Source organism: Nostocoides vanveenii, assembly GCF_039531165.1.
GTDB classification, from domain to species: Bacteria; Actinomycetota; Actinomycetes; order Actinomycetales; family Dermatophilaceae; genus Nostocoides_A; species Nostocoides_A vanveenii.
The window spans coordinates 1-21,112 of sequence record NZ_BAAAPN010000035.1 but is presented as its reverse complement, the minus strand read 5'-3'; the positions used below and the strand labels follow the sequence as shown (position 1 = coordinate 21,112).

Annotated in this window: 18 protein-coding genes; 10 read left to right on the top strand and 8 right to left on the bottom strand. The window is 68.3% G+C overall.

Annotated elements, in window-relative coordinates; translation table 11 throughout:
• Positions 1-18: 18 nt before the first annotated feature.
• Genes ABD209_RS07220 through ABD209_RS07210 form a run of 3 tightly spaced genes read right to left on the bottom strand, consistent with a single transcriptional unit; the run spans position 19 to position 2,928 of the window.
• On the bottom strand, positions 19-1,158 hold the full coding sequence (locus tag ABD209_RS07220; protein WP_344064140.1) for a sensor histidine kinase: 1,140 nt from the start codon (positions 1,156-1,158) through the stop codon (positions 19-21).
• 11 nt (positions 1,159-1,169) lie between these two features.
• Positions 1,170-1,985 carry an ABC transporter permease gene (locus ABD209_RS07215; RefSeq protein ID WP_344064137.1) on the bottom strand — a complete coding sequence of 272 codons (816 nt, stop codon included), beginning with the start codon at positions 1,983-1,985 and terminating at the stop codon, positions 1,170-1,172.
• Position 1,986: 1 nt separating this feature from the next.
• The gene (locus ABD209_RS07210) at positions 1,987-2,928 is read right to left on the bottom strand and encodes an ABC transporter ATP-binding protein (RefSeq protein WP_344064134.1); all 942 of its coding nucleotides are present in this window, start codon (positions 2,926-2,928) and stop codon (positions 1,987-1,989) included.
• Positions 2,929-3,028: 100 nt separating this feature from the next.
• Between ABD209_RS07210 and ABD209_RS07205 the strand changes: the two genes are divergently transcribed.
• Together ABD209_RS07205 and ABD209_RS07200 are read left to right on the top strand one after the other, a co-directional pair.
• Positions 3,029-4,282, top strand: coding sequence for an MFS transporter (locus ABD209_RS07205; protein ID WP_344064132.1), 1,254 nt, complete (start codon positions 3,029-3,031; stop codon positions 4,280-4,282).
• A gap of 43 nt (positions 4,283-4,325) precedes the next feature.
• Positions 4,326-7,943 carry a hypothetical protein gene (locus tag ABD209_RS07200; protein ID WP_344064129.1) on the top strand — a complete coding sequence of 1,206 codons (3,618 nt, stop codon included), beginning with the start codon at positions 4,326-4,328 and terminating at the stop codon, positions 7,941-7,943.
• Positions 7,944-8,170: 227 nt separating this feature from the next.
• Here ABD209_RS07200 and mscL read toward each other — a convergent pair whose 3' ends face one another.
• The 5 genes from mscL to ABD209_RS07175 all read right to left on the bottom strand — a co-directional run bounded on the left by mscL (position 8,171) and on the right by ABD209_RS07175 (position 12,157).
• Positions 8,171-8,527, bottom strand: a complete 357-nt coding sequence (mscL, locus tag ABD209_RS07195) for a large conductance mechanosensitive channel protein MscL (RefSeq protein ID WP_344064126.1) — start codon at positions 8,525-8,527, stop codon at positions 8,171-8,173.
• A gap of 161 nt (positions 8,528-8,688) precedes the next feature.
• Complete coding sequence (locus ABD209_RS07190) at positions 8,689-9,357, bottom strand: CpaB family protein (RefSeq protein WP_344064124.1); 669 nt, start codon at positions 9,355-9,357, stop codon at positions 8,689-8,691.
• A gap of 46 nt (positions 9,358-9,403) precedes the next feature.
• Positions 9,404-9,772 (bottom strand): FmdB family zinc ribbon protein, encoded by a 369-nt coding sequence (locus ABD209_RS07185; RefSeq protein ID WP_344064121.1) that lies wholly within the window; start codon positions 9,770-9,772, stop codon positions 9,404-9,406.
• A gap of 170 nt (positions 9,773-9,942) precedes the next feature.
• Positions 9,943-11,541 carry a potassium/proton antiporter gene (locus ABD209_RS07180; protein ID WP_344064118.1) on the bottom strand — a complete coding sequence of 533 codons (1,599 nt, stop codon included), beginning with the start codon at positions 11,539-11,541 and terminating at the stop codon, positions 9,943-9,945.
• 37 nt (positions 11,542-11,578) lie between these two features.
• Positions 11,579-12,157: a 5-formyltetrahydrofolate cyclo-ligase gene (locus ABD209_RS07175; RefSeq protein WP_324387215.1), complete on the bottom strand. Its 579-nt coding sequence runs from the start codon at positions 12,155-12,157 to the stop codon at positions 11,579-11,581.
• A gap of 23 nt (positions 12,158-12,180) precedes the next feature.
• Here ABD209_RS07175 and ABD209_RS07170 point away from each other — a divergent pair, with 23 nt between their 5' ends.
• From ABD209_RS07170 to ABD209_RS07135, 8 genes are all read left to right on the top strand, one after another.
• Complete coding sequence (locus ABD209_RS07170) at positions 12,181-13,566, top strand: UTP--glucose-1-phosphate uridylyltransferase (RefSeq protein WP_344064115.1); 1,386 nt, start codon at positions 12,181-12,183, stop codon at positions 13,564-13,566.
• A 43-nt stretch (positions 13,567-13,609) separates the two neighbouring features.
• On the top strand, positions 13,610-14,794 hold the full coding sequence (locus tag ABD209_RS07165; RefSeq protein WP_344064113.1) for a molybdopterin molybdotransferase MoeA: 1,185 nt from the start codon (positions 13,610-13,612) through the stop codon (positions 14,792-14,794).
• Positions 14,795-14,835: 41 nt separating this feature from the next.
• The gene (gene moaC, locus ABD209_RS07160; RefSeq protein WP_425564612.1) at positions 14,836-15,279 is read left to right on the top strand and encodes a cyclic pyranopterin monophosphate synthase MoaC; all 444 of its coding nucleotides are present in this window, start codon (positions 14,836-14,838) and stop codon (positions 15,277-15,279) included.
• Positions 15,272-15,793: a MogA/MoaB family molybdenum cofactor biosynthesis protein gene (locus ABD209_RS07155; RefSeq protein WP_344064107.1), complete on the top strand. Its 522-nt coding sequence runs from the start codon at positions 15,272-15,274 to the stop codon at positions 15,791-15,793. The genes moaC and ABD209_RS07155 overlap by 8 nt, the downstream gene beginning before the upstream one ends.
• Positions 15,794-15,796: 3 nt before the next feature.
• Positions 15,797-16,396 carry a GNAT family N-acetyltransferase gene (locus ABD209_RS07150; RefSeq protein ID WP_344064104.1) on the top strand — a complete coding sequence of 200 codons (600 nt, stop codon included), beginning with the start codon at positions 15,797-15,799 and terminating at the stop codon, positions 16,394-16,396.
• A gap of 171 nt (positions 16,397-16,567) precedes the next feature.
• Positions 16,568-17,857: a hypothetical protein gene (locus ABD209_RS07145; protein WP_344064101.1), complete on the top strand. Its 1,290-nt coding sequence runs from the start codon at positions 16,568-16,570 to the stop codon at positions 17,855-17,857.
• 563 nt (positions 17,858-18,420) lie between these two features.
• Positions 18,421-20,568 (top strand): AAA family ATPase, encoded by a 2,148-nt coding sequence (locus ABD209_RS07140; protein WP_344064098.1) that lies wholly within the window; start codon positions 18,421-18,423, stop codon positions 20,566-20,568.
• Positions 20,569-20,670: 102 nt separating this feature from the next.
• The gene (locus ABD209_RS07135) at positions 20,671-21,072 is read left to right on the top strand and encodes an adenine-specific methyltransferase EcoRI family protein (protein WP_344064095.1); all 402 of its coding nucleotides are present in this window, start codon (positions 20,671-20,673) and stop codon (positions 21,070-21,072) included.
• Positions 21,073-21,112 lie beyond the last annotated feature (40 nt).

The window sequence follows — 21,112 nt, the reverse complement described above, 5'->3', positions numbered from 1 at the left end:
ACCCCCTTGTCGCCAACGCTACTTCCCGGCGACGACGACCTCGAATCCGTTTTCGCCGGCGGACGATGTCGTCACGCTCGCCCCGACCAAACGCGCCCGCTCGCGCAGCCCGCGCAGGCCACTGCCCTGGGCGCCGCCGTGCGCTCCGCGGCCGTCGTCGCGCACGACAATGCGCTTGGGCTCCAAGTCGATTCGACAGGTCGACGCCCCCGAGTGGCGCACCACATTGGTGACCGACTCGCGCACCGTCCAGGCGAACAGTTCCTTGAGCCCGGGGTCAACCGCGTCCACGGCCGTCGGCAGGCGCGGGGTGATGCCGGCCGCCGTCAGGGCCTGTCGCGCCGACGCCAACTCACCGGCGAGGGAGATCTCCCGCACCCCGACGACCGCGCCGCGCACATCGGCCAACGCCTCCCGCGCCAACGCCTCCACCGAGGCGATCTCGGCCCGCGCCCGCTCGGCGTCGACGTCAAGGAGGCGCCCGGCGAGCTCGGCCTTGACGGTGATGACGGTCAGGGAATGACCGAGGATGTCGTGGATGTCCCGGGCCAGCCGGTGCCGCTCCTCCTCCACTGCCAGCCGGGCGTTCTCGCGGCGAGCCGCCGACAGATCGGCCGTGCGGCGCATCGCGAGCCGCGCCGCGCTCACCGCCAGCATCGCCATGACGATGGACAACGAGACGCCCGTATGCCGATTCCACCCGTCCAGGACGCGCACGAGCGTCTCGTAGCCCCCCGCGAGTGCCAGGCCGATCGCCAGGGCGTAGGGCATGGGCATCGTCCACAGGCCGGAGACGGCTAGGAAGACCCAGGTCGCCGTGCCCGGCTGCCCGATGAGCAAGGTGACGGCGACGGTCAGGGCGACCAGAACGGCATACCGCGGCCATCGTCGGGAGGTGACCCGCTGACCGACGAGGCCGTCGGTACTCGCGTCGAAGGCGCGTGACCTCTCGAAGTGCCACATATAGAGCAGTGCGAAAAGGACGGTGGCGGCGAGGCCGAGTTGCCCGCGTACGCCCGAGCGCGCCGACCAGGCCGCCGCTAACGGCTCCAACAAGAAGATCAGCCAGACACCGACGAGCGCGAGCCGAGCCAGGTGCGAAATTGCGCGGTCCCGGTCCTCGCCCTCGAGCGAGGACAGGGCCGGGAGCCGCGTCATACGGGACAGTGTCACACCCGGGCGGTGTCCTTGCGGAAGCGCCAGACCGCCCCCGCGACGAAGATTGCCCCCCAGGCGACCATATTGATCACCCACGAGATGTCGAAGGGATCATGAGTGCCGGACGTGGTCAGCGTGAGCGGCCAGTGGGCGACCTGCGAGAGGCCGTAGATCGGTGTGAGGGAGGCGATCTGGCCATACGTCGAGGACGGGTCGATCGGAGCGCTGAAGATGCCGCCGAAGATCGACAGGACGGCCAGCACCGGCCCGAGGAACTGCATCGCGTTCTCGCTCGGCAGCAGATACCCCATGAACAGTCCGAAGGCGGCGAAGACGAGCGAGCCGAGGATGATCAGCGCGGCCGAGAGGAGGGCGGAGCCCGCGCCGAGGTGGGCACTGCCGGTCAACTCGCCGACGGCGAAGGTGACGCTGGTTGCCAAGGCGCCCACGACCAGCGCGAGCACCACCTTCAACAGCACGTATGCCGTGGGCCGCAATGGCGTCAGCCGCAGCTGGCGCGACCAGCCGGAGGCGCGTTCGACGGAGACCGACGCGCCGGCGCTGGTGGTCGCCATGACGGCGCCGTAGAGCGCCATGCTCACCATGACGTAGGCGCCGACATTGGCGATCACGGTCGGGCCCATGGAGTCGTCCGCGCCCTTGATCTGGGCGGAGATGAACAGGAACATCACGACCGGGAAGATCAGCGTGAAGATCATCGTGCGCCGGTTGCGCAGGATTCGGCGCAGCTCGATGCCGGCCAGGGTGGGGCTGACGCCGCCGAGGGGGGCGCGACGGGCACGGGGGTCGATCACTGTCGTGGTCATGTCAGTTCTCTTCGGTTTCGGTCGCGGTGAGCGCGATGAAGGCCTCGTCGAGGCCGCGGGCGGTGACTTCGAGGTCGTGGGCGGGGGTGTGGAGGAGCAAGTGACGGGCCAGGGCGTCGGAGTCGGTCGCCGAGGCGGTGAGGATGTCCCCGCGGATATCGGCGTGGTCGATGCCGGGCACATCGCGCAGATCGTCGGCGCTGACACCGGGCCAGGTGGCGCGGACGGTCCGCCCGTTGCCGTGGGCCTTCAGCTGCGCCGGCGTGCCGTCGGCGACGATGCGACCGCTGCGGACCAGGACGATCCGGTCGGCGTACTCGTCGGCCTCCTGCAGATAATGCGTCGCGAAGATGATCGTGCGGCCGGTGGCGGCCTCGGCGCGGATGTGCTCCCAGAAGGCATGCCGGGCGTTGACGTCCATCCCGGTGGTCGGCTCGTCGAGGATCAGCAGCTGCGGGTCGCTGACCAGGGCCATGGCGAAGCGCAGGCGCTGCTGCTCGCCGCCGCTGCACTTGCCGACCGAGCGACCGGCCAGATCGGTCAGGCCGGCCGCGGCCAGCACCTCATCGACGGGCCGGGCGCTGGGGAAGAGCGACGCGGTGTAGGCGATGGTCTCGCGAACCGTCAGGTCCTTGAGTAGCCCGCCGGTCTGCATGACGGCCGAGACCAGGCCGCGACGGATGGCTTCGCCCGGCTCGAAGCCGAACACCTCGGCGGAGCCACTCGTGGGTTCGGCGAGTCCGAGCACCATGTCGATGGTCGTGGTCTTGCCGGCCCCATTGGGGCCGAGGAAGGCGAGCACCTCGCCCTGGGCGACGTGCAGGTCGATCCCGCGGACGGCCTGGACCGTGCCGAAGGTTTTGGTGAGCCCGGTCAGGGCGATCGCGGGAGCACCGATCGCGCCGATGGCGGGGCGGTGGGGAGCGAGGGTTGCGGTGGTCATGGCTCAACCCTCGCGCCGGGCGACCGTGCCGTCTTGGGCCGCCCGTCACCTTCGGTCCATGAGCTTTGTCATGGGTGCAGCGCACTCCTAGGGTGGGCGGGTGACGGTGACCCTGGACCGGGAGGCGGCCCAACGGCATACGGTCCGGACGCTGATGGTCACCCAAGTGCTCAGCGGTGTCGGCCTGGCCGCTGGCGCGACCGTCGGCTCCATCCTCGCCGAAAAGATCTCGGGCAGAACAGATTTCGCCGGACTCGGCGGGACATTCCAGACTCTGGGCGCCGCTCTCTTTGCCATTCCGGTCGCCGCACTCGCCCATCGCGCCGGCCGACGCCCCAGCCTGACCTTCGCGTATGCGGTTGCCGTCCTCGGCGCGCTCGGCATCGTTGCCGCTGCGGTCGCCGGCTCCTTCGCCCTGCTGCTGGCCGGCTGCGTGCTGCTCGGCTGCGCGACCGCCGCCAATAGCGCCGCCCGGTATGCCGCAGCCGACCTCGCGCTGCCCGCCCACCGCGGGCGCGACCTGAGCCTGGTGGTCTGGGTGACCACGGTCGGGTCGGTCCTCGGGCCGAACCTGACGGCTCCCGCCCGGCCGCTGGCTCGCGCCCTCGGGGTCGACGAACTCGCCGGACCCTTCGTCATCAGCGCCATCGTGCTGACCGTCGGCGCGGTCGTCATGTGGGCCCGGCTACGCCCCGACCCGCTCCTGCTCGCGCGAGCCCTGGCCCCCGTCGACGAGGAGCCGGCTCGCGGCTCGGTGCGCCGCGGGCTGAGTGCGATCCGCGCGTCGCGGCGGGCCACAGCCGCGGTGGGTGTGACCGCGCTCGGCCACATGGTGATGGTCAGCCTGATGGTCATGACCCCGCTGCACATGGTGCACGGCCATGCCTCCCTTGAGATCGTCGGCTTCGTCATCAGCGGCCATATTCTCGGGATGTTCGCGCTCTCCCCGCTGATGGGGATCGCGGTCGACCGGGTGGGCGCCGGACGCGTCGCCATTGGTGGCGGACTGCTGCTCCTACTCGCGACCTTCCTCGCCGGCCGAAGCGCGATCGGCTACTCCCACGATCTGGCGCTGGGCCTGTTCGTTCTCGGTGTCGGCTGGTCGGCCACCCTCGTCAGCGGCTCGACCCTGCTCGTCGCGAGCATCCCGATCCCGAGGCGGGCCGGCGCCCAGGGCGTGTCGGACCTGGTCATGGGCATGGCGGCCGCCTCTGGCGGCGCGCTCGCCGGGGTCGTCGTCGACCAATGGGGGTATGCCCGCCTGGCTCAGTTCTGTGCCCTGCTCGCCGTCGCGGTCGTGCTGCTCGGCCTGCTGATCCGGCGCTCGGAGGCCGCAGCGACCGCGGTGCGTTGACCGCGATTCTCGCCTCACCCCGGGATTGGTTAGCCTGACCCTCGTGTCCGCCTCCCACGCTCCAGCGACCCCCGAAACCGGGGATCCGGCGGCCGAGCGATTGGTCCAGTGGCGAGCCGAAGTGACCCGGCACGGCGGGCCCAACACCTTGCTCTGGAGCGACCACGCGATCGCGCTCGACATCACCCATGCCCACCCCGGCGGGTTGGCCAAATTGCTCGCCGGCAAGAGCACGCGCCTGACCGAGCTCTACCGCGAAGCGTCGGCGCAGGCCCGGGCTTTCTCCCGGGCGCGGGCGATCCGCGCCAAGCAGCTCGAACTCGCCCGCGAGCGGGGCGTGCCAGGCAGTTTCCTGGCGATCGGGCGGGCCAGCTGGTCGGTCGCCCGCGGCCCGCGTCCCAACGCCCCGGTCTTTTTGCGACGCTGCGAATTGGTGCCCGAGGACGCCGCCCAGGGCGACTTCGTCGTCGTCGCGACGGGGGAGTTGGAGTTCAACCCGGCGCTGCGCAGCTACCTGGTCAATGCCGGCGGCGTCGACATCCCGTTCGATGTGCTGGTGCGCATGTCGATGCGCTCCAGTGGCTTCGACGCAGGCAGCGCGTATGAAGCGCTCGGCCGCGCCTTCACCGGCCCGCCGGGGTGGTCGATCGCACCGGATTTGTGGCTGACCACCTTCCACTACGCCAAGCTCTCGGCGGCCGCGGACTTCAACCGCATCGCCCCGACTCTGCCGGCGCACCCGATCGTGGGCCGGCTGGCGCGTGGCTCGATCGCGGGGCCGCAGCCCGCCCGAGTTCAGCACGCGGCGAACCCCGAAGAGATGACGGTGCTGGATGCTGACCCGAGTCAGCTTGCGGTCCTGGAGGCGGTGCGCGGCCGGCGCACGGTCGTCGTCGACAGCGGGCCGGGCACGGGCAAGACGCAGACCATCGTCAACATTGCGGCCGACCTGGCGCGGCAGGGGCGCTCGGTGCTCGTCGTCGCCGGCCCCGCGGGGTCGCGGGCGGCGGTCGCCGGCCGGCTGGCGCACCTGGGTCTGTCCGAACTCGTCTCCGAGCCGGCCGCGCTGCCGTCAGGGACGGCCCGGCCGCGGCGCGACCCGGTGCGCGCGGCTGCGCCGCAATCGGACTGGACGTCGGCCGGTCGCGAACTCGCCGACCATGTCGAGCGGATGCACCGACCGCGCACGCCGTGGGGGGTGACCCTCGACCAGATTCAGGAGCGCATCGCCGAGCTGTGCGAGGACCCGGACCCGCCCCGCTCCAAGGTGCGCCTCGGCGGCGCACCGCTCGCCGCGCTGGGCCGCCCGGAACTGGCGCACTGGCAGGACACACTCGCCGGGATCGCCGCCGATGGTGCCTGGAAAACCAGTGGGGCAGAAGAAGATCCATGGTGGGGCGCGGTCATCCGCAACCAGCAGGACCGTGCCGATGCCGAGGCGGCGCTGGCCGAGCTTTCGCCGGCCGGCTTGGAACGGCTGGATGCGACCTTCGATGCGGTCTTCGCCGGAGTCGACCTGCCGGCCTTCCCGAGGCTGGTCGACTATGGCGACTTCGTCGCCGAGATGGCCACCATCAAGGAGGTGCTCGACGTCTTTCGGATCGGAGTCTTCGACGCGCCGCTGGATGAGTGGACGGCCTCGGACTCCGGCGGCACTCTCGATCGCTGGCGGCACGGCCGCGCGGTGCGCTCCTACCTGCGCCCCGGGCATCACCCGAACGACCTCGACGCCATCCTGCGCAAGGCACTGGCGGTCCGCCCGCTGTGGCGCTTGATCCGCGCGTCGCGCACGCTGCCGACCCAGGTGACCGGACTCGGGCAGGCGGCCACGGCATACGACAAGGCAGCGGGGCATGCGCGCTATCTCGGCGCCCGCCTGGCGGGCGCTCCCGACCTGACCCGTATGCCGTTGCCCGAGCTCCGTGAGCTCGTGGACCGGCTCGGCGGAGCCCGGGATCGATTGGAGATCCTCGCCGAGGTCACGGGGGATCTCGATCGAGCACGCGCCGCGGGGCTAGGGGATTTGGTCGACGACCTCGCCGCCCGCTCCGTGCCGGCGGATCGGGTCGCCCGCGATGTCGAGTTCGTCTGGTGGGCATCGCTGCTCGCGGAGCTGACGGCTGCGGACCCGGGCTATGCGCGCGCGAACGGCGACCCGGTGCGGGCCGCGGGCACCCGCTTCCGCGATGTCGACCGCTCCCTGCAGCGGGCGAGCGCGGCCGGCCTGGCGGCCGAGCACCGTGGGCGCGAGGCTCTGATCTGGTTGTGCAGCCCGCTGACAGTCGGGCTGTATCTCGCGCCGGAGCGGACCTTCGACGTGGTCGTGATCGACGAGGCCTCGGCGCTGACGGTTTGGGAGTCCGCCTCGGCCCTCGCCCGTGCCGGCCAGGCGGTGATCATCGGCGACTCACGGCTGCCCGGACCGAGCGCGTTCACGGCCACCACCGGCGGCGAACCCCGGCGATTGCGGGCCGATCAATCCTTGCTCGAGGCGGCATCGGCGCTGTGGCCGGTGTATCGCCTCGAATGGCACTATCGCTCGCACGACGAACGGCTGATCGAGGCGGTGGGAGCGTCGGCCTATGCCGGCGAGATGCACGTGATTCCCAGCCCCGGCGACAGTGGCGGGTTGCGGATCGAGTCGGCACCCGCGGACGCCGGCGGGGCCTCCGAAGTGGCGGCTGCGGTGGCCGCTGCCGTGACTCATGCCCGGCTGCGGCCAAAGGATTCGCTCGCGGTCGTCACACTCGATGCGGACCACGCGGAGCGCATCCGGATGGCGCTTATGACTGCGTTGGACGCGAGCGTGGACGACTTCTTCGTCCGTGATGGACCCGAGCCCTTCGTGGTGCTCGACGCCACCCGACTGGCCGGGGTAACGCGCGACGTCGTCATCGTCGCCCTCGGCGCGCATGCCCTCGGCCAGGTCGCGTCACCGACCGGTATGCGGCTGCTCACCGCGGCTTTGACCCGTGCCCGATCGGCGATGCACGTCGTGCACGGCGTCGACTCCGCCGGCCTGGAGAGCGCGGAGAGCGCGATCTCGCCCGGCCCCCGGCTGCTGGCGACTCTGCTGCAACGCCGGCGGTCGACGACGCCACCGGTGCCGACGTCGGTGTTGGTCACCGATCTCGCTCGGCGGTTGCGCGCCCGCGGCTTGCGGGTGCGTGTCGGCGTCGCTGCCGGCCTGGTCGATCTGGCGGTGAGTGACCCCTTCACGCGTGGGCCGGCAACCTTGGGGGTCGCCGTCGACGGACCGGCGTATGCCGCCATCACCGGCGTGCGGATGCGCGACCGGCTCGTCTACGACCAGCTACGCCGCCTCGGGTGGCGGCCCTTGCGGGTGCTGACCGTCGATCTGTTCCGGGATCCAGCCCGTGAGGAGGCGCGCGTGATGGCCGCGCTGGAGAAGATCGCCGGCGGCGAACTGCATACGGGTCCGGTGCCGACGCGCGGTGTGCGCCGGGCGATGCGCCCGCCGACCGGGCCGGCGAACGAGCCGCGCGACGTGCGTCGAGTTGCGGGGACGCCCTCAGCCGGGCCTGCTGCCGGAGCCGGCAAAGCCCGGACGAACGACGGACAGCCTACGTCGCTGCCGCCGGTCCCGGAGTCGGCGCATGATCGCTGGCTGCGTGAGAACCGGCCACCGCACTGGGGCTGATCAGCGCGTACTTCGCAGACGCAGTGCTTTCCGGAATCGAATTACCTACTCGATCACCTAAACATTCTGTCCATTTACTCATCCGCCCGGCGCCGGCTTGTGCGCAGGTCTTGAAAAACCACATGCTGCCTAATAGGTGCGCTGGGCAAATGCGAGCGGGGCGGACGGAAGGGATTTCCTTCCGTCCGCCCCGCTCGGGCGTTACTTAGCGCCGCTGCTTAAAGGGGTCAGCGGCCGGCTCGGATCGCGTCGCGGATCTCGGTGAGGAGAACGGTGTTGGCGTCAACGGCCTCTTCCGCCGGGGCGACGAAGCGGGCCTTGGCGGCCTCGTAGGGCTTGACGACGAAGAAGTAGATGACGAACGCGACGATGAGGAACGCGATCAGGGCGGTCAGGAACGCGCCGACCGGCACGCCACCGGGCTGGTAGGAGTTGAAGTTGGGGTTGCCACGGATCTTGCCCAGGATGGACATGAACATGTCAGTGAAGGCCTTAACGACGGTCGCGAAGGACGCGCCGATAACGAAGGCAACGGCAAGCTCAACGAGGTTGCCGCGCATGACGAAGTCTTTGAAACCCTTCATGGGATTCTCATTTTCCTTTGGGTGAGGTGATCTTTCGCGCCATCACCATCGTCGGGAGGCGCCGTGCTCATGTGAACCGCCGACAAGTATACCGGACTTTTTCACGGTCTTCTCATCGACGCTTTGTCCCCCGGTCCTGCGCCTTTTGGTGGCATAAGTCTTCAGGGGTTTGTGCTCGGCGTCCGCGGGAGCACCGTGACCCACCACGCGGTGGCGGATCGCTCCGACCCGCGCTGACCAGCTGGTATGCCGGCGGCTTCGCGGGCCAGGACCGCGACGAAGACGGTCGCCGTCGCGGCCGAGGGATCGGCGCCGGAAGCGGGACCGAAATCCGAGTCGTGCAACGCAGCCGGGCGTGTCACATCAACCACAAGGGCCTCAGTGGCCACACGTTTGCTGCTGCCGGATCGGTAGATGTCGACCCGATCGCCCGGCTGCAGGCGAGGGGCGAGCGCCGCGTCGATGGGCACGACGATGCCCATGCGGCCGGGGGGCACGTCAACCGCTCCTGCGCCGTCTCCCGGTCCGGGTGCCGACGTCCCGGAAGCGCTGGGGGTGCTGGTCGGGGATGCCGATGCACTCGGTAACCCCGTCGGCAGCAGCGCACCGCCGGTCGCGTGACCATTGACATCGGGCACCGGGTCGGCCGGCCCCGCCGCACCCGGTCGCATCACGATCAGCGTCCCCGCAATCACCAGAAGGGCGACCGCCGCGATTCGGCGGATCAGCCGGCGTCGAAAGGCCGCTCGCCGGCCGGCACCGACGAGCCCGGCAAAAGGCGACTCGGGGGCGGCCAGCAAGGTTGTCCGGGACCGCAGATTCAGTGGCATGCCCCCACGCTAGGCATCGAGCTGACGGGCCGGAAGGCCCCCGCCCTCAGGCTGTGGATGCTGCGGATTTGCCCGTCGAACCTGTGGACGATGGCGTCGTCGCACCCGACCCCTTGGCCGGTGAGGCAGCCGTCGTGTCGGTGGCCGCGGCTGCCTTGTCGCTGCCCGAGGTGGCGTCGGAGGACGTGGCGGATGTCGATGACGACCCGCCGCTCGAGGCGGACGTGCCGGAGTTCCCCGAGCGCGAGTCGGTCCGATAGAAACCGCTGCCCTTGAACACCACGCCGACCGCATTGAACTGCTTGCGCAACCGACCCTGGCACTGCGGGCAGACGGTCAGAGAGTCGTCGGCGAAGGACTGGACGATGTCGAAGGCGTGCCCGCAGTCGGCGCACGCGTAGGCATAGGTAGGCACGATTCCTCCGTTGAGTAGTGCCGCCAAGCGCGCAGTAGGTGAGGTGATCACCCGACCTGCTGCCCGGCAGGCGGCACGAGGCGCAGCGCCGAAGACGATGCGGGAAAGTTGCTCAAACTATAAAGGCGACCACCGTGTCGAACATTCCGTGCCAGCGGGACCGCCCGAGCTCACTCGGCCTTGTCGCCCACGCTGCCGACGGTGCCGCGCCCGGGACGCCCCGGTCGTTTGCGATCCTTGGCGGGCCGAGCCGACCACCCGGCGAGCCGGCCGGCCGTACTGATCGAGTGCAGCAGCTTCTCGGTCCGTTCGCGCGCGGCATTCGTGCACACGACAAGCAGTTGGTCGTCATGGCGCAGCGTGGTCCGCCCGGTGGGGACCATCGTCTGGCCGTGGCGTACCACCAGCGCAACGTCGGCGCCGTCGGGCAGGCGCAACTCAAAGATCGCGACGCCGTGCAGATGGGACGCCGGGCCGATGTCCACGTGGAGCAACTGCGCGCCGAGGTCATCCATGGGGGTGGACTCCACGGTCATCTCGCGCGCCTTGTGGCTCTCGGTGACCCCGAGGATCCGCGCCACCCACGGCAGCGTCGGTGCCTGAACCAGGGTGAAGATGACGACCAGGACGAAGACCAGGTCGTAGATCCAGTCGACATTGCGTGCCTTGGCGGTGACGGGCACGGTGGCGAGGACGACAGGAACCGCCCCGCGCAGGCCGGCCCAGGACAAGAAGAGCCGGTCTGCTCGCGAATAGCCGAACAGGATCGTCGAGGCAACCACCGACAACGGCCGGGCCAGGATGAGCAGCACGAGGCCGATGACCAGGGCGGGGACCACTTGCGTGGGGAAACCGCTCGGCGAGGCGAGCAGGCCCAGGAGCACGAAGAGGCCGATCTGGGCCAGCCAGCCGACCCCGGTGGCGAAGGCATGGACGGCTGCGCGATGCGGCAGCCCCATATTGCCCAGGACCAGGGCCGCGAGGTAGGTGGCGATAAAGCCGGACAGGTGCAGGGAGGCGGCCACGGCATACGCCAGGACGGTGACGGCGATGATGCCGATGGAGAAGAGGCCGGAGGCACCCGCCGCCGACAGGCGCATCAGCCGACCGCCCAGGTAGCCGACGAGCAGCCCGATCAGCGCCCCGCCGGCCAGTTCGGCGATCGCGACGAAGGGCATCCAGAGAGGGGAGATCACCTCGCCGGTGTGCGCGGCATAGGCGCTCAGCGCGGTGACGAGGATGACGACCGGGGCGTCATTGAAGCCGGCCTCGGCCTCCAACATTCCGGTCAGGCGTCGTGGCAGTGGCACATTGCGGAGCACGGCGAAGACGGCGGCAGCGTCGGTGGAGGACAGGATCGCCCCGATGAGCAGGGCGGTCACCCAACTCCAGCCGAGGACGTAGTGACCGGCGGTGGCCACCACGGCGACCGAGACGACCACGCCAACGGTGGAAAGAATGAGCGCGGGCCCCACGGCGCCGCGGATCCCCGACCACTGGGTCGAGAGGCCACCTTCGGCGAGGATGAGGATCAAGGCGGCATAGCCGAGGACCTGGGTCAGTTGCTCGGATTCGAAGCCGATGCCGAGGCCCTTCTCCCCGACCGCTAGGCCGACGGCGAGGTAGATCAGGAGCGACGGCATGCCGGTGCGTGTGGAGAGACGGATCGCCGCGACGCAGACGATGAGAATGAGGGAGCCGACCAGCAGCGCTATGGTCAGCTCGCTCAGCGTGAATCCCGCGGCCAGATCGGTCGCCAAGGGGAACACGGTGGGGCCTCATTCGCATCGACGGGGAGTGTTGCGCTCAGTCTCCCAGCCGGCGCCGCCGATCCGGTCCCACCGCGCTCAGTCCGTTCGCTGTCAGCACCAGATCGACTGGTCGATCCCACGGATCGGTCGGCAGCGGGCGCTCATCGAGCTCGCCGGGGTGCAGCAGAGCGACCACCACGGCGTTGTCGGTGGCCCGTGGCAGGGTGCGGTCATAACATCCACCGGCCTGCCCCAGCCGGTTGCCAAGGGCGTCGACGCTCAGTGCCGGTATGAGGAGCAGCCGGCAGCGCGCGACGGCGTCCAGGCCCAGGGGTGTGCGGTCCGGATCGTCGAGGGCGAACCAATCGAGGTCGAAGGAGGGCAAGGTGATCGGCACGATGACGCGCGCGCCCCTGACGGCGAGCAGGCGGCATACGGCGTCGGTGTGCGGCTCGTGGGGGAGATGTTCGTATGCCGTGACCACGTCCCCGGGGCCGATCCCCAGACGCGCGATGAGCGGTTCGAGATGCCCGGCCAGCGCGACGCCGTCGGCGCGGAGGTCGCGCTCGGCCGCGATGGCCCGGCGTCTGGCCCGGTGGGCTGCCCGCGTCTGCTGCTTCGCCGTCAGCGTCATGGGGGGCATCGTAGGCTGGCACCATGAGCGACGAAGGGCTGGCAAAGGCGCGGGCGGCCATGACCGAGCGGGGGACGTCGGCGGCCGCGATCGCGGTCTTCGAGCGCTTCTACCGGTTGCTGGAGTCGGGTGCGCAGGGGCTGATTCCCGAGGACACGATCGATCCCCTCAGCGAGGTCACCAGCCTGGCCGACGTTCAGGTCAGCGAGGAAGAACGGCGCGCGGCCCTCGCCCAGGTCGCGGTGGTCAAACTCAATGGGGGGCTGGGCACCAGCATGGGCCTAAGCGGCCCCAAGACCGCGCTGCAGGTGCGCGGCGAGCTGACCTTCCTCGACATCATCGCCCGGCAGACGCTCGCCCTGCGCCGGCGGTATGCCGTGGACCTCCCGCTGCTATTGATGGACTCCTTCCGCACCAGCGAGGAGTCGTTGGCCATCCTGGCCGCGTATCCCGACCTGGCCGTCGACGGGCTGCCGCTCGACTTCCTCCAGAATGCCGAGCCGAAGCTGACCGCGGACGGGTTGGAGCCGGTGTCGTGGCCGGCGGACCCCAGCCTGGAGTGGTGCCCGCCCGGGCACGGCGATGTCTTCGTCTCCCTCCAGGGAGCCGGCCTGCTGGAGGCCTTGCGGTCCAAGGGGATCCGCTATGTCTTCTTGTCCAATGCCGACAATCTCGGTGCGACCTGCGATCCGGACATCGCGGCCTGGCTGATCGCCAAGGACATCCCGTATGCCGCAGAGGTCTGCGAGCGCACGGCGAACGATCGCAAGGGCGGCCATCTCGCGGTGCGCAAGACCGACGGCCGGTTGATCTTGCGCGACTCGGCCATGGTGGCGCCCGGTGAGGACCACTACTTCCAGGACAACACGCGGCACACGCTCTTCCATGCCAACAACCTGTGGGTCGACATCGAGGTGCTGGCCGGGCTGCTGGCAGACGGCGACGGCGTGCTCGGGCTGCCCATCATCGTCAACCGCAAGACCGTCGACCCGACCGACAAGGGATCGACCAAGGTCATCCAGATCGAGTCGGCCATGGGAGCGGCCATCGAGGTGTTCGAGGGGTCACGGGCGATTACGGTGCCCCGCAGCCGGTTCCGGCCGGTGAAGTCCACCAACGAGTTGCTCCTCGTGCAGTCCGACATCTTTGAGCTCGATGACGACGCCCAGCTCGTCTCGACCATCACGCACGCCGAGCCCGCGATCTCGTTAGGCGCCGTCTTTACCCACGTGCCGGGCTATCTTGCGCGCTTCCCCGCAGGCGTGCCGAGCATGCGCGAGTGCACCAGCTTGTCGGTGCCCGGTGACGCCACCTTCGGCGCGGACGTCAGGTGTGTCGGCGATGTCGTCGTCGGCGGCGAGGGCCCGCGCACCATCCCCGACGGCGCTGTCCTCGCCGGGACCGTCTGAGATGCGGTCGGTCGCGGAACACCGCGAAGCGATCCTAGGAGCGGTGCCTGCGGCGGAGCCCGTCGAGCTGGAGTTATCCGCCTGTTGCGGGCTGGTGACGTGCACCGACGTTGTGGCCCGCGTGGACCTGCCGGGCTTCGACAACTCCGCGATGGACGGCTACGCCATTCGGTCCGCCGATGTCGCCGAGGCGAGCGAGGACCGGCCGGAGGTGCTCCGCGTCGTCGGTGAGGTAGCGGCCGGCGGGGACGCCGCCGGTCTCGTTGTCGGCCCGGGCCAGGCGGTGCGCATCATGACCGGAGCGATGATGCCCGCGGGCGCAGACGCCGTTGTCATGGTGGAGCGGACCGACGGCGGCGTGGATCAGGTGAGTGTCTGCGACCCTGTGCCGGCAGGCCGGTCTATCCGCCCCGCCGGCGAGGACGTTCGGGCGGGTGCGGTCGTCATACCGGCGGGGACGCGGGTGGGCGCCCGCACCATCGCGCTGGCGGCGGCGACCGGTCACCCGATGTTGCGCGTGCGGCCCCGGCCCCGGGTCGCGGTGATCTCCACCGGTGACGAGCTGATCGAACCGGGCCGGCCCCTGCGGCCCGGGCAGATCCACGAGTCGAACTCGCTGATGTTGGCCGCGGCGGTGGAGGGCATGGGCGCGCAGACGGTGGAACGCCTGAGTGTCGGCGACGACCCCGACGAGTTGGTTGCCCTGCTGACCACGCTCGCCGGCTGGTGCGACGCCATCATCACCAGCGGGGGCGTCTCGATGGGCGCGTACGACGTGGTGAAGGCCGCGCTGGCCGCGCATGGCGTCGACTTCGTCCAGGTTGCGATGCAGCCAGGCAAGCCGCAGGGCTTCGGGCTGTTCGGGCCGCGGCGCGTTCCCGTCTTCGCGCTGCCGGGCAATCCGGTGTCGGCCTTCGTCTCCTTCGAGGTCTTCGTCGCCCCCGCCCTGGACGCGATGATGGGCACGACGCACGAGCGCCGCATCGTGCGCGGGGTGATGGGGCACGAGTTGACCTCGCCAGCCGGCAGGACCCAAATCGCCCGGGCGGTGACCTCCCGGACCGATGCCGGCTGGCTGGTGGATCCTGTTGTGGGTCAAGGCTCGCACTTCATCCACGATCTGGTGCGCGCGAACTCCCTCGTCGTCGTCCCCGAGGCAACGACGCGACTGGAGACCGGTGACGAGGTCGAGGTCTGGTTGCTCGGCGACCGGGAGTTGACCGCGTGAGTGGCGAGCTGACGCACGTGCGGGCCGACGGGTCGGCCCACATGGTCGATGTCTCCGCGAAGGCGGTGACGGCACGGGAGGCGTCGGCCGCCGGGCGAGTCCTGCTCTCGCCCAAGGCGATTGAGGCCTTGCGGGCGGGTGAGGTGGCCAAGGGTGACACCTTGGCCGTCGCCCGGATCGCCGGCATTCAGGCGGTCAAGCGCACACCCGAGCTGATTCCGCTCGCGCATCCCATCGCCGTGCACGGCGTGGACGTCGACCTCAGCGTGACCGACGAAGCGGTCGAGATCCGGGCCTCCGTGCGCACCGCGGACCGGACCGGCATCGAAATGGAGGCGCTGACCGCCGTCGCCGTCGCCGCGCTCACGGTCATCGACATGGTCAAGGCGATCGACAAGCACGGGCGCATCACCGACATCCGGGTCACGGCGAAATCCGGTGGGCGGTCAGGGGATTGGATCGAATCGGAGCCGGTGGATGGCTGATCACGCGGCCCTGGCAGGCGTGCGGGCGCTGGTCGTCACCGCGTCGACGAGGGCGTCGTCCGGGGTCTACCCGGACCGGGGAGGGCCACTGATTCGCGATGCCCTGCGAGCCTGGGGCGCGAACGTGGGCGATCCGGTCGTCGTGGCCGACGGCGACCCGGTGGCGCGCGAACTGCGCGCGGGGGTCACGGCATACGACCTGGTGATCACGACGGGCGGCACCGGCTGCGCCCCGACGGACTCGACTCCCGAGGTGACCCGCCCCCTGCTGGATCGCGAGATCCCGGGGATCGCCGAGGCGATCCGCGCTGCCGGTGTCGCGGCGGGGGTGCCGACCGCGATGCTCTCGCGTGGCCTCGCGGGTCTGGCTGGGACCTGCCTCGTCGTCAACCTGCCGGGGTCGCCGGGCGGTGTGCGGGATGCGCTGACGGTCCTGGAGCCCGTGATCGGACACGTGATCAGCCAGGTGCGCGGTGGCGACCATCCGTCGCCAGCGATCCAGGTCTCGGACTGACGGGTGGGGCAGCGGCTCTGGCCGGTCGAGCTCTCGGGTCGTTTGGCGGACGGTTCGAGCATCGGCCTGCGGCCCTTGCGCCGGTCGGACAAGGATGCCTTTTTCGCTCTGCGACAACACAATCGGGACTGGCTGCGGCCGTGGGAGCCGACCAATCCCGACGGGTCACCGCGGCGTGTGAGCTTCGCCCGAATGCTGCGCACGCAGCGCGAGCAAGGCCGGGCTGGCCGGGTGCTCGCCTTCGGGATCACCGTGGATGGCTCGCTGGCCGGGCAACTCAATGTCAGCAATATCGAGTCGGGGGCGTTCCGCTCTTGCACCATGGGCTACTGGGTCGGCGAGGTGTATGCCGGCCGTGGCGTGACTCCGACGGCGGTCGCACTGGCCGGCGATTACGTCCTGCGGGCGGGGAATCTGCACCGGATCGAGATCAACATCCGCCCGGAGAATCTCGCCTCGCTCGCTGTTGTGCGCAAGCTCGGTTTCCGGGACGAAGGGCTGCGGCCGAACTATCTGCACATCGATGGCGCCTGGCGTGACCATCTCTCCTTTGCTATCACCAGTGAGGATCTCGGACCCCGGGGGCTGATCGGGCGGCTCTGACCGGCGGCGTCGTTCGTGGGTCGCCCGTGTGGTATTGGGAGGCGATTCTCGCGTGTGGTCTCGCCCTGACGCGGGCGCGGGGCGGCCTTCTGCCGGAACAAAACCGGCCGGCTCGGCGACACACCGACGATGCTCCCCGGGTAGTGCGAGCGCGCTGCCTACGGTGGTCCCGTGCAGCCCAGTAGCGTGATCTTCCTTGTCGTCATTGCCATTTGGGCTGCCTATCTGGTGCAGCACTGGGTGGGCCGGCGCGAACATCTCGCCACTGCCCGGACGGTCGACCGCTTCTCGGAGTCGATGCGAATCCTCGACCGGGGCAAAGGTCTGCCCGAGAGCGACGCGCCCACGGTGGCCGCAGCCTCCTCGGCGCGCGTGCACCGCAATGCCCTCACCGTGAGCCGGGGCGGAGCTGAGGCCGATCCGTCCGACTTCACCCGCGGTGCCGGTCGTCGTCTCGCGGACCGCGTCGCGTCGACCGCTCGTTCGGCGGCTTCGACCGAAAATCGTGATGCGGCAACACAATCCGCGCGTCAGGCCGGCGAGCGGGCCCGGGAGCTGGGCAGCAGGACCGTCAGTTCCGTCTCCGCGGCAACTGCGCGAGCGACCTCCAAGGCGCGCGCTTCGGCCACGGCGATCGACAGCAAGGTGCCGGTCTTCGGGCGCGCGACTCGTGGCGTGCTCGTGATCGGTGCCAGCGTCTTCACGCTCGTCAGCGCCCTGCTCGCCAGCCTCGGGGCGGTTCGCTGGGTCTGGCCGGTGCTTGGCATCGTGGCCACCGGCCTGGCCATGTGGTGGCTGCGCCGCGCGGTTGCTGCTGCCACAGCGGCTCGTCGTCGCGGACACGCGGCCGGCGTGTCGACCGTATCGGGCCACGCACCCGCGCAGCGTGCTGCCGACGCGACCCGCGCGGGCTCGGCGCCGGCCGCGCGGCGGAGTCGCCCCGCAGCCGGGACGGCCGCTCGACCCGCAGCCGGGATGTCCGCTCGACCCGCAGGTCGACGGCCGGCTGCTGCCGGTCGCGGCGGTTCGGCGGTCGGCGCTTCGGCACCCGGGCGCCCGGTATCGACCGGCCCTTCCGCGCCGACCCGGCGCGCGCCAACCACCACCGACGTGACGGTCAGTCCCGAGCCGGCACGTGAGGCTCCTGAGCAGTCCTTGGTCGCCCGCGGGAGTGGCGAGGTCGCGGCGGATGGTGGGTCGGCGGCATACGTGGCGGCGGCGGTCTTCGACATCGACGACTTCAGCGCCACCGCGGCGCACGAGGCGCCGGTCGCGGCCGATCAGGCTCCCGGTGGCTGGTCCCCGGTGCCCGTGCCCCCGCCGACCTACACGCTCAAGGCGAAGGCGACCTATCCGAGCGCCGAGGTCGAGGAGACCGAGGACGACGTCGTCAGCCCCTATGCCACGGTCACCGATGTGACGGACTACGCGGCCCAGCGCGCGCGCCTGGCCTCCGGCTGAGGGTTGGGGCCACAGAGGTCCACCAAAGAGGAACAGGACCCAGGTCGCGAAGCGACCGAGGTCCTGGACTTCGGTGGAACTTATAGGGCGCTGGTCGAAGTACGCCCGAGTGGGGCACCAACTCCGGCAGGCGGCCGGGGCAGGAAGTGGGCAGGCACGACCATCTGCCAACGAGACGACGCAGGTCTACACGCTGAAGCAAAGGCTCGGTCCACTCGTCATCAACCAGATCGTCGAGGACTATGCGCGCGGTACATCTAGCCGCACGCTGGCCCAGGCCCATGGAGTCTCCCGCCACTCCGTTGACGTCCTCGTTGCTGATAGCGGGGTCAAGCAGCAGGCCCCCAAGATGACTCCTGAGCAGCAGCGCGAGGCAATCGGTCTCTACGAGTCTGGCCTCTCAACGGCGCGGGTGGGAGACCGTCTCGGGTTCAGCCAGAGCGCCATCTGGCTACTGCTCAAGAGGACGCGCACAACAAGATAGTTCGCTGCGCTGCCCTCGAGACGACTTGCATGACGTGATCCGGCTCCAGCGGCGCCTAGGTTCATGAGACAGTGGGGAGGTGGCGGACAACAACTCGGCAGTCCCTAACCAGGGGGATACACGCGCAGAGACCGGCGAGTACAGCGTGACGATTACGAATTGCAACAGTATTGAACGCGCCCAAATTGCCCTGCGCCGCGGATCGCTCAACATTAAGTACGGCCCAAACGGACTCGGCAAGAGCACTATCGCTAGAGCTCTTACTCTGAACGCGCAAGATCCGTCGCTTCTGGGCGAACTGCTCCCCTTTAGGTACAGGAGCAGCAAGAACGATGCCGTCCCAACGGTCGAGGGGGCGGGTGAGATCAAGAGCACCCTTACATTTGATGAGAATTATGTCTCGCAATTCGTCTTCCAGCCCGATGAGGTTGTACGAAACAGCTTTGAGATATTCATTAAGACCCCCGAGTACCAAGAGGGCGTCAAGCAACTTGACGCGATCTTTGAAGCCTTGCGAGGGGTCTTCACAGAAAACGCAGCGCTCGACGACGTGATCGCAAACTTCACTGAGTTGCGAGACGCTTTTGCGGTAACTAAAGCTGGCGCTATTGCAAAGACTAGCAGAGGCTTTAAAGCCTTGACCGTCGGCGGCAAGCTCGCCAACATACCTAAGCCCCTCCTCGGCTTCAAGAACTTCCTCGACAGTGAGGATCCAGCGGGATGGCTGGCATGGCAATCCAGAGGCAAGAACTACCTTGCACTCTCGGAGAACTGTCCATTCTGTGCGGTGCCCAGCGTGGACAAGGCGACCGCGGTTAAGGTGTCAGAAGAATACGAAACGGCAGCCGTCAAGAACATGCGAGCACTGCGCGCAGTCATCGAAAAGTTGGCCGGGTTCTTCGTTCCTATCAGGCTCGAGCAACTTCGGACGATTACGACCAGTCTTGAGGAACTGACGCCCGAGCAAGACCAGTTCCTAGCGACCTTGCGGGGCCAGGTAGAGACCCTTCTGAGCAAGTTTGTTGCCTTGAAGACCATCTCCTTCACCTCCCTTCGCGACGAACCGGACGTAGGAAAAGCGCTCCGCAGGCTCCAGATTGACCTGGACCTTCTTGACGCGTTGAATACTCCGGACGCACAAGCTGTTGTGATAGGCATGAACGAGCAACTTGATTACGTTGCAAAGCGGATCGACGAGATCAAGGGGCATGTAGGGCGGCAGAAGGCGCAGATTGCAAAGTCGATTCGGCAAAATCAAGATGAGATAAACGAGTACCTTAGATCCGCCGGCTACAAGTACGCTGTGAGGATTGAGGCGAAAGGAGACTCCTATAGGATGATCCTTGAGCACGAGGATGCTCCTGGTCACATAGAAGCCGCTGGAAGCCACCTCAGTTTCGGGGAGCGCAACGCGTTTGCGCTCGTTCTCTTCATGCATCAGGTTCGCCGCGACAAACCTGATCTGGTTATCCTAGATGACCCAGTTTCAAGTTTTGACAAGACCAAGAAATTTGCCATCCTCCATAAGCTTTTTCATGGTCAGAGTAGTCTCCGTGGGTTCACTACACTTCTTCTAACTCATGATATCGAACCTGCCATTGACATCGTTCGAACGGCAACGTCTGGGCAGTTCCAAGCCGCGGAACCAGCCGTGCACTTCCTATGGAGCCGCGATGGCAGAGTTCAGGAGAAGCCGATTGGCTCACGAGACATTATGACGTTCTCGCAGGTTTGCGATGCAAACATCGCATCGACGGCTGACGACGTCGTCAAGTGCATATACCTTCGGAGGCGCTATGAGGTTCATGGCGAGTACGACAAGGAGTACGACGTCCTTTCCAGTCTCCTGCACCTTCGTGACATACCGTGCTCAAAAGCCAACAATGGGGAAATGGTTCCACTTGAGTCGCACGAATTGGAGCAGGCGGTTCTGGATATTCAGAAGGCTATCCCTGGATTCGAGTATGGCAACCTCCTTGCGCAGCTGAAGGATAAGGACGCACTGAAAGCGAAGTTTCAGGAAGCAAGCGTCGGCTACGAGAAGATACAGATCTATCGCATCGCTGCAACTCTCGATCCAGATGCTTCAAAGGGTGACGCGGCCCTGAGGAAGTTTGTTAACGAGTCGTATCACATCGAGAATGAGTATGTGATGCAGTTGAATCCGCGCGAGTTCGACGCAGTCCCGGAGCACGTCGTAAGCGCTTGCGCCGAGCTTATGTCATGACAAATGCTGGACGCACCGGCGGTGCGGGCCCACCTTGTCCTGCTGACTCACTCGCGTGTCGTCGTCCCCGGATAGCCTGAGCCTCCAAGGGAGAGGATGGCCATGGCAGGCAACGATGCGCTGAGCGCACGCAACAACAACTCGGCTGACGAGTTCTACACCCAGCTCGCCGACGTGGAGGCGGAGCTCCGCCACTACCGCGCTCAGTTCCAGGGCAAGGTCGTGTTCTGCAACTGCGACGACCCCTTCGAGTCGAACTTCTTCAAGTACTTCGCGATGAACTTCAACCACCTCGGCCTGAAGAAGCTCATCGCCACGTCCTACGCTGGCTCGCCGATCACAGGCGAGCAGCTGCCGCTGTTCGAGGTCGCCGGGCTGACCCACGTGCGGCCCGTCCGCGACGTCTTCAAGGTCGAGATCACGGAGGTGCCGGACCTTAACCGGCTCTTCCGATTTGAGGGTGTAGCCGGTTGTCGGCGTGGGGGCGTGTCGGTGTCGGGTTGATGGGTCGAGGTCTTCCGATGATGGGAGTTACGACTCTGCC

What these genes read in the sequence shown, in the direction of transcription:
- ABD209_RS07175 (WP_324387215.1), bottom strand. Translation starts at nt 12,157, where the DNA reads ATGACGCTGACGGCGAAGCAGCAGACGCGGGCAGCCCACCGGGCCAGA.
- ABD209_RS07220 (WP_344064140.1), bottom strand. Translation starts at nt 1,158, where the DNA reads ATGACGCGGCTCCCGGCCCTGTCCTCGCTCGAGGGCGAGGACCGGGAC.
- ABD209_RS07170 (WP_344064115.1), top strand. Translation starts at nt 12,181, where the DNA reads ATGAGCGACGAAGGGCTGGCAAAGGCGCGGGCGGCCATGACCGAGCGG.
- ABD209_RS07190 (WP_344064124.1), bottom strand. Translation starts at nt 9,357, where the DNA reads ATGCCACTGAATCTGCGGTCCCGGACAACCTTGCTGGCCGCCCCCGAG.
- moaC (WP_425564612.1), top strand. Translation starts at nt 14,836, where the DNA reads ATGGTCGATGTCTCCGCGAAGGCGGTGACGGCACGGGAGGCGTCGGCC.
- ABD209_RS07215 (WP_344064137.1), bottom strand. Translation starts at nt 1,985, where the DNA reads ATGACCACGACAGTGATCGACCCCCGTGCCCGTCGCGCCCCCCTCGGC.
- ABD209_RS07135 (WP_344064095.1), top strand. Translation starts at nt 20,671, where the DNA reads ATGGCAGGCAACGATGCGCTGAGCGCACGCAACAACAACTCGGCTGAC.
- mscL (WP_344064126.1), bottom strand. Translation starts at nt 8,527, where the DNA reads ATGAAGGGTTTCAAAGACTTCGTCATGCGCGGCAACCTCGTTGAGCTT.
- ABD209_RS07210 (WP_344064134.1), bottom strand. Translation starts at nt 2,928, where the DNA reads ATGACCACCGCAACCCTCGCTCCCCACCGCCCCGCCATCGGCGCGATC.
- ABD209_RS07155 (WP_344064107.1), top strand. Translation starts at nt 15,272, where the DNA reads ATGGCTGATCACGCGGCCCTGGCAGGCGTGCGGGCGCTGGTCGTCACC.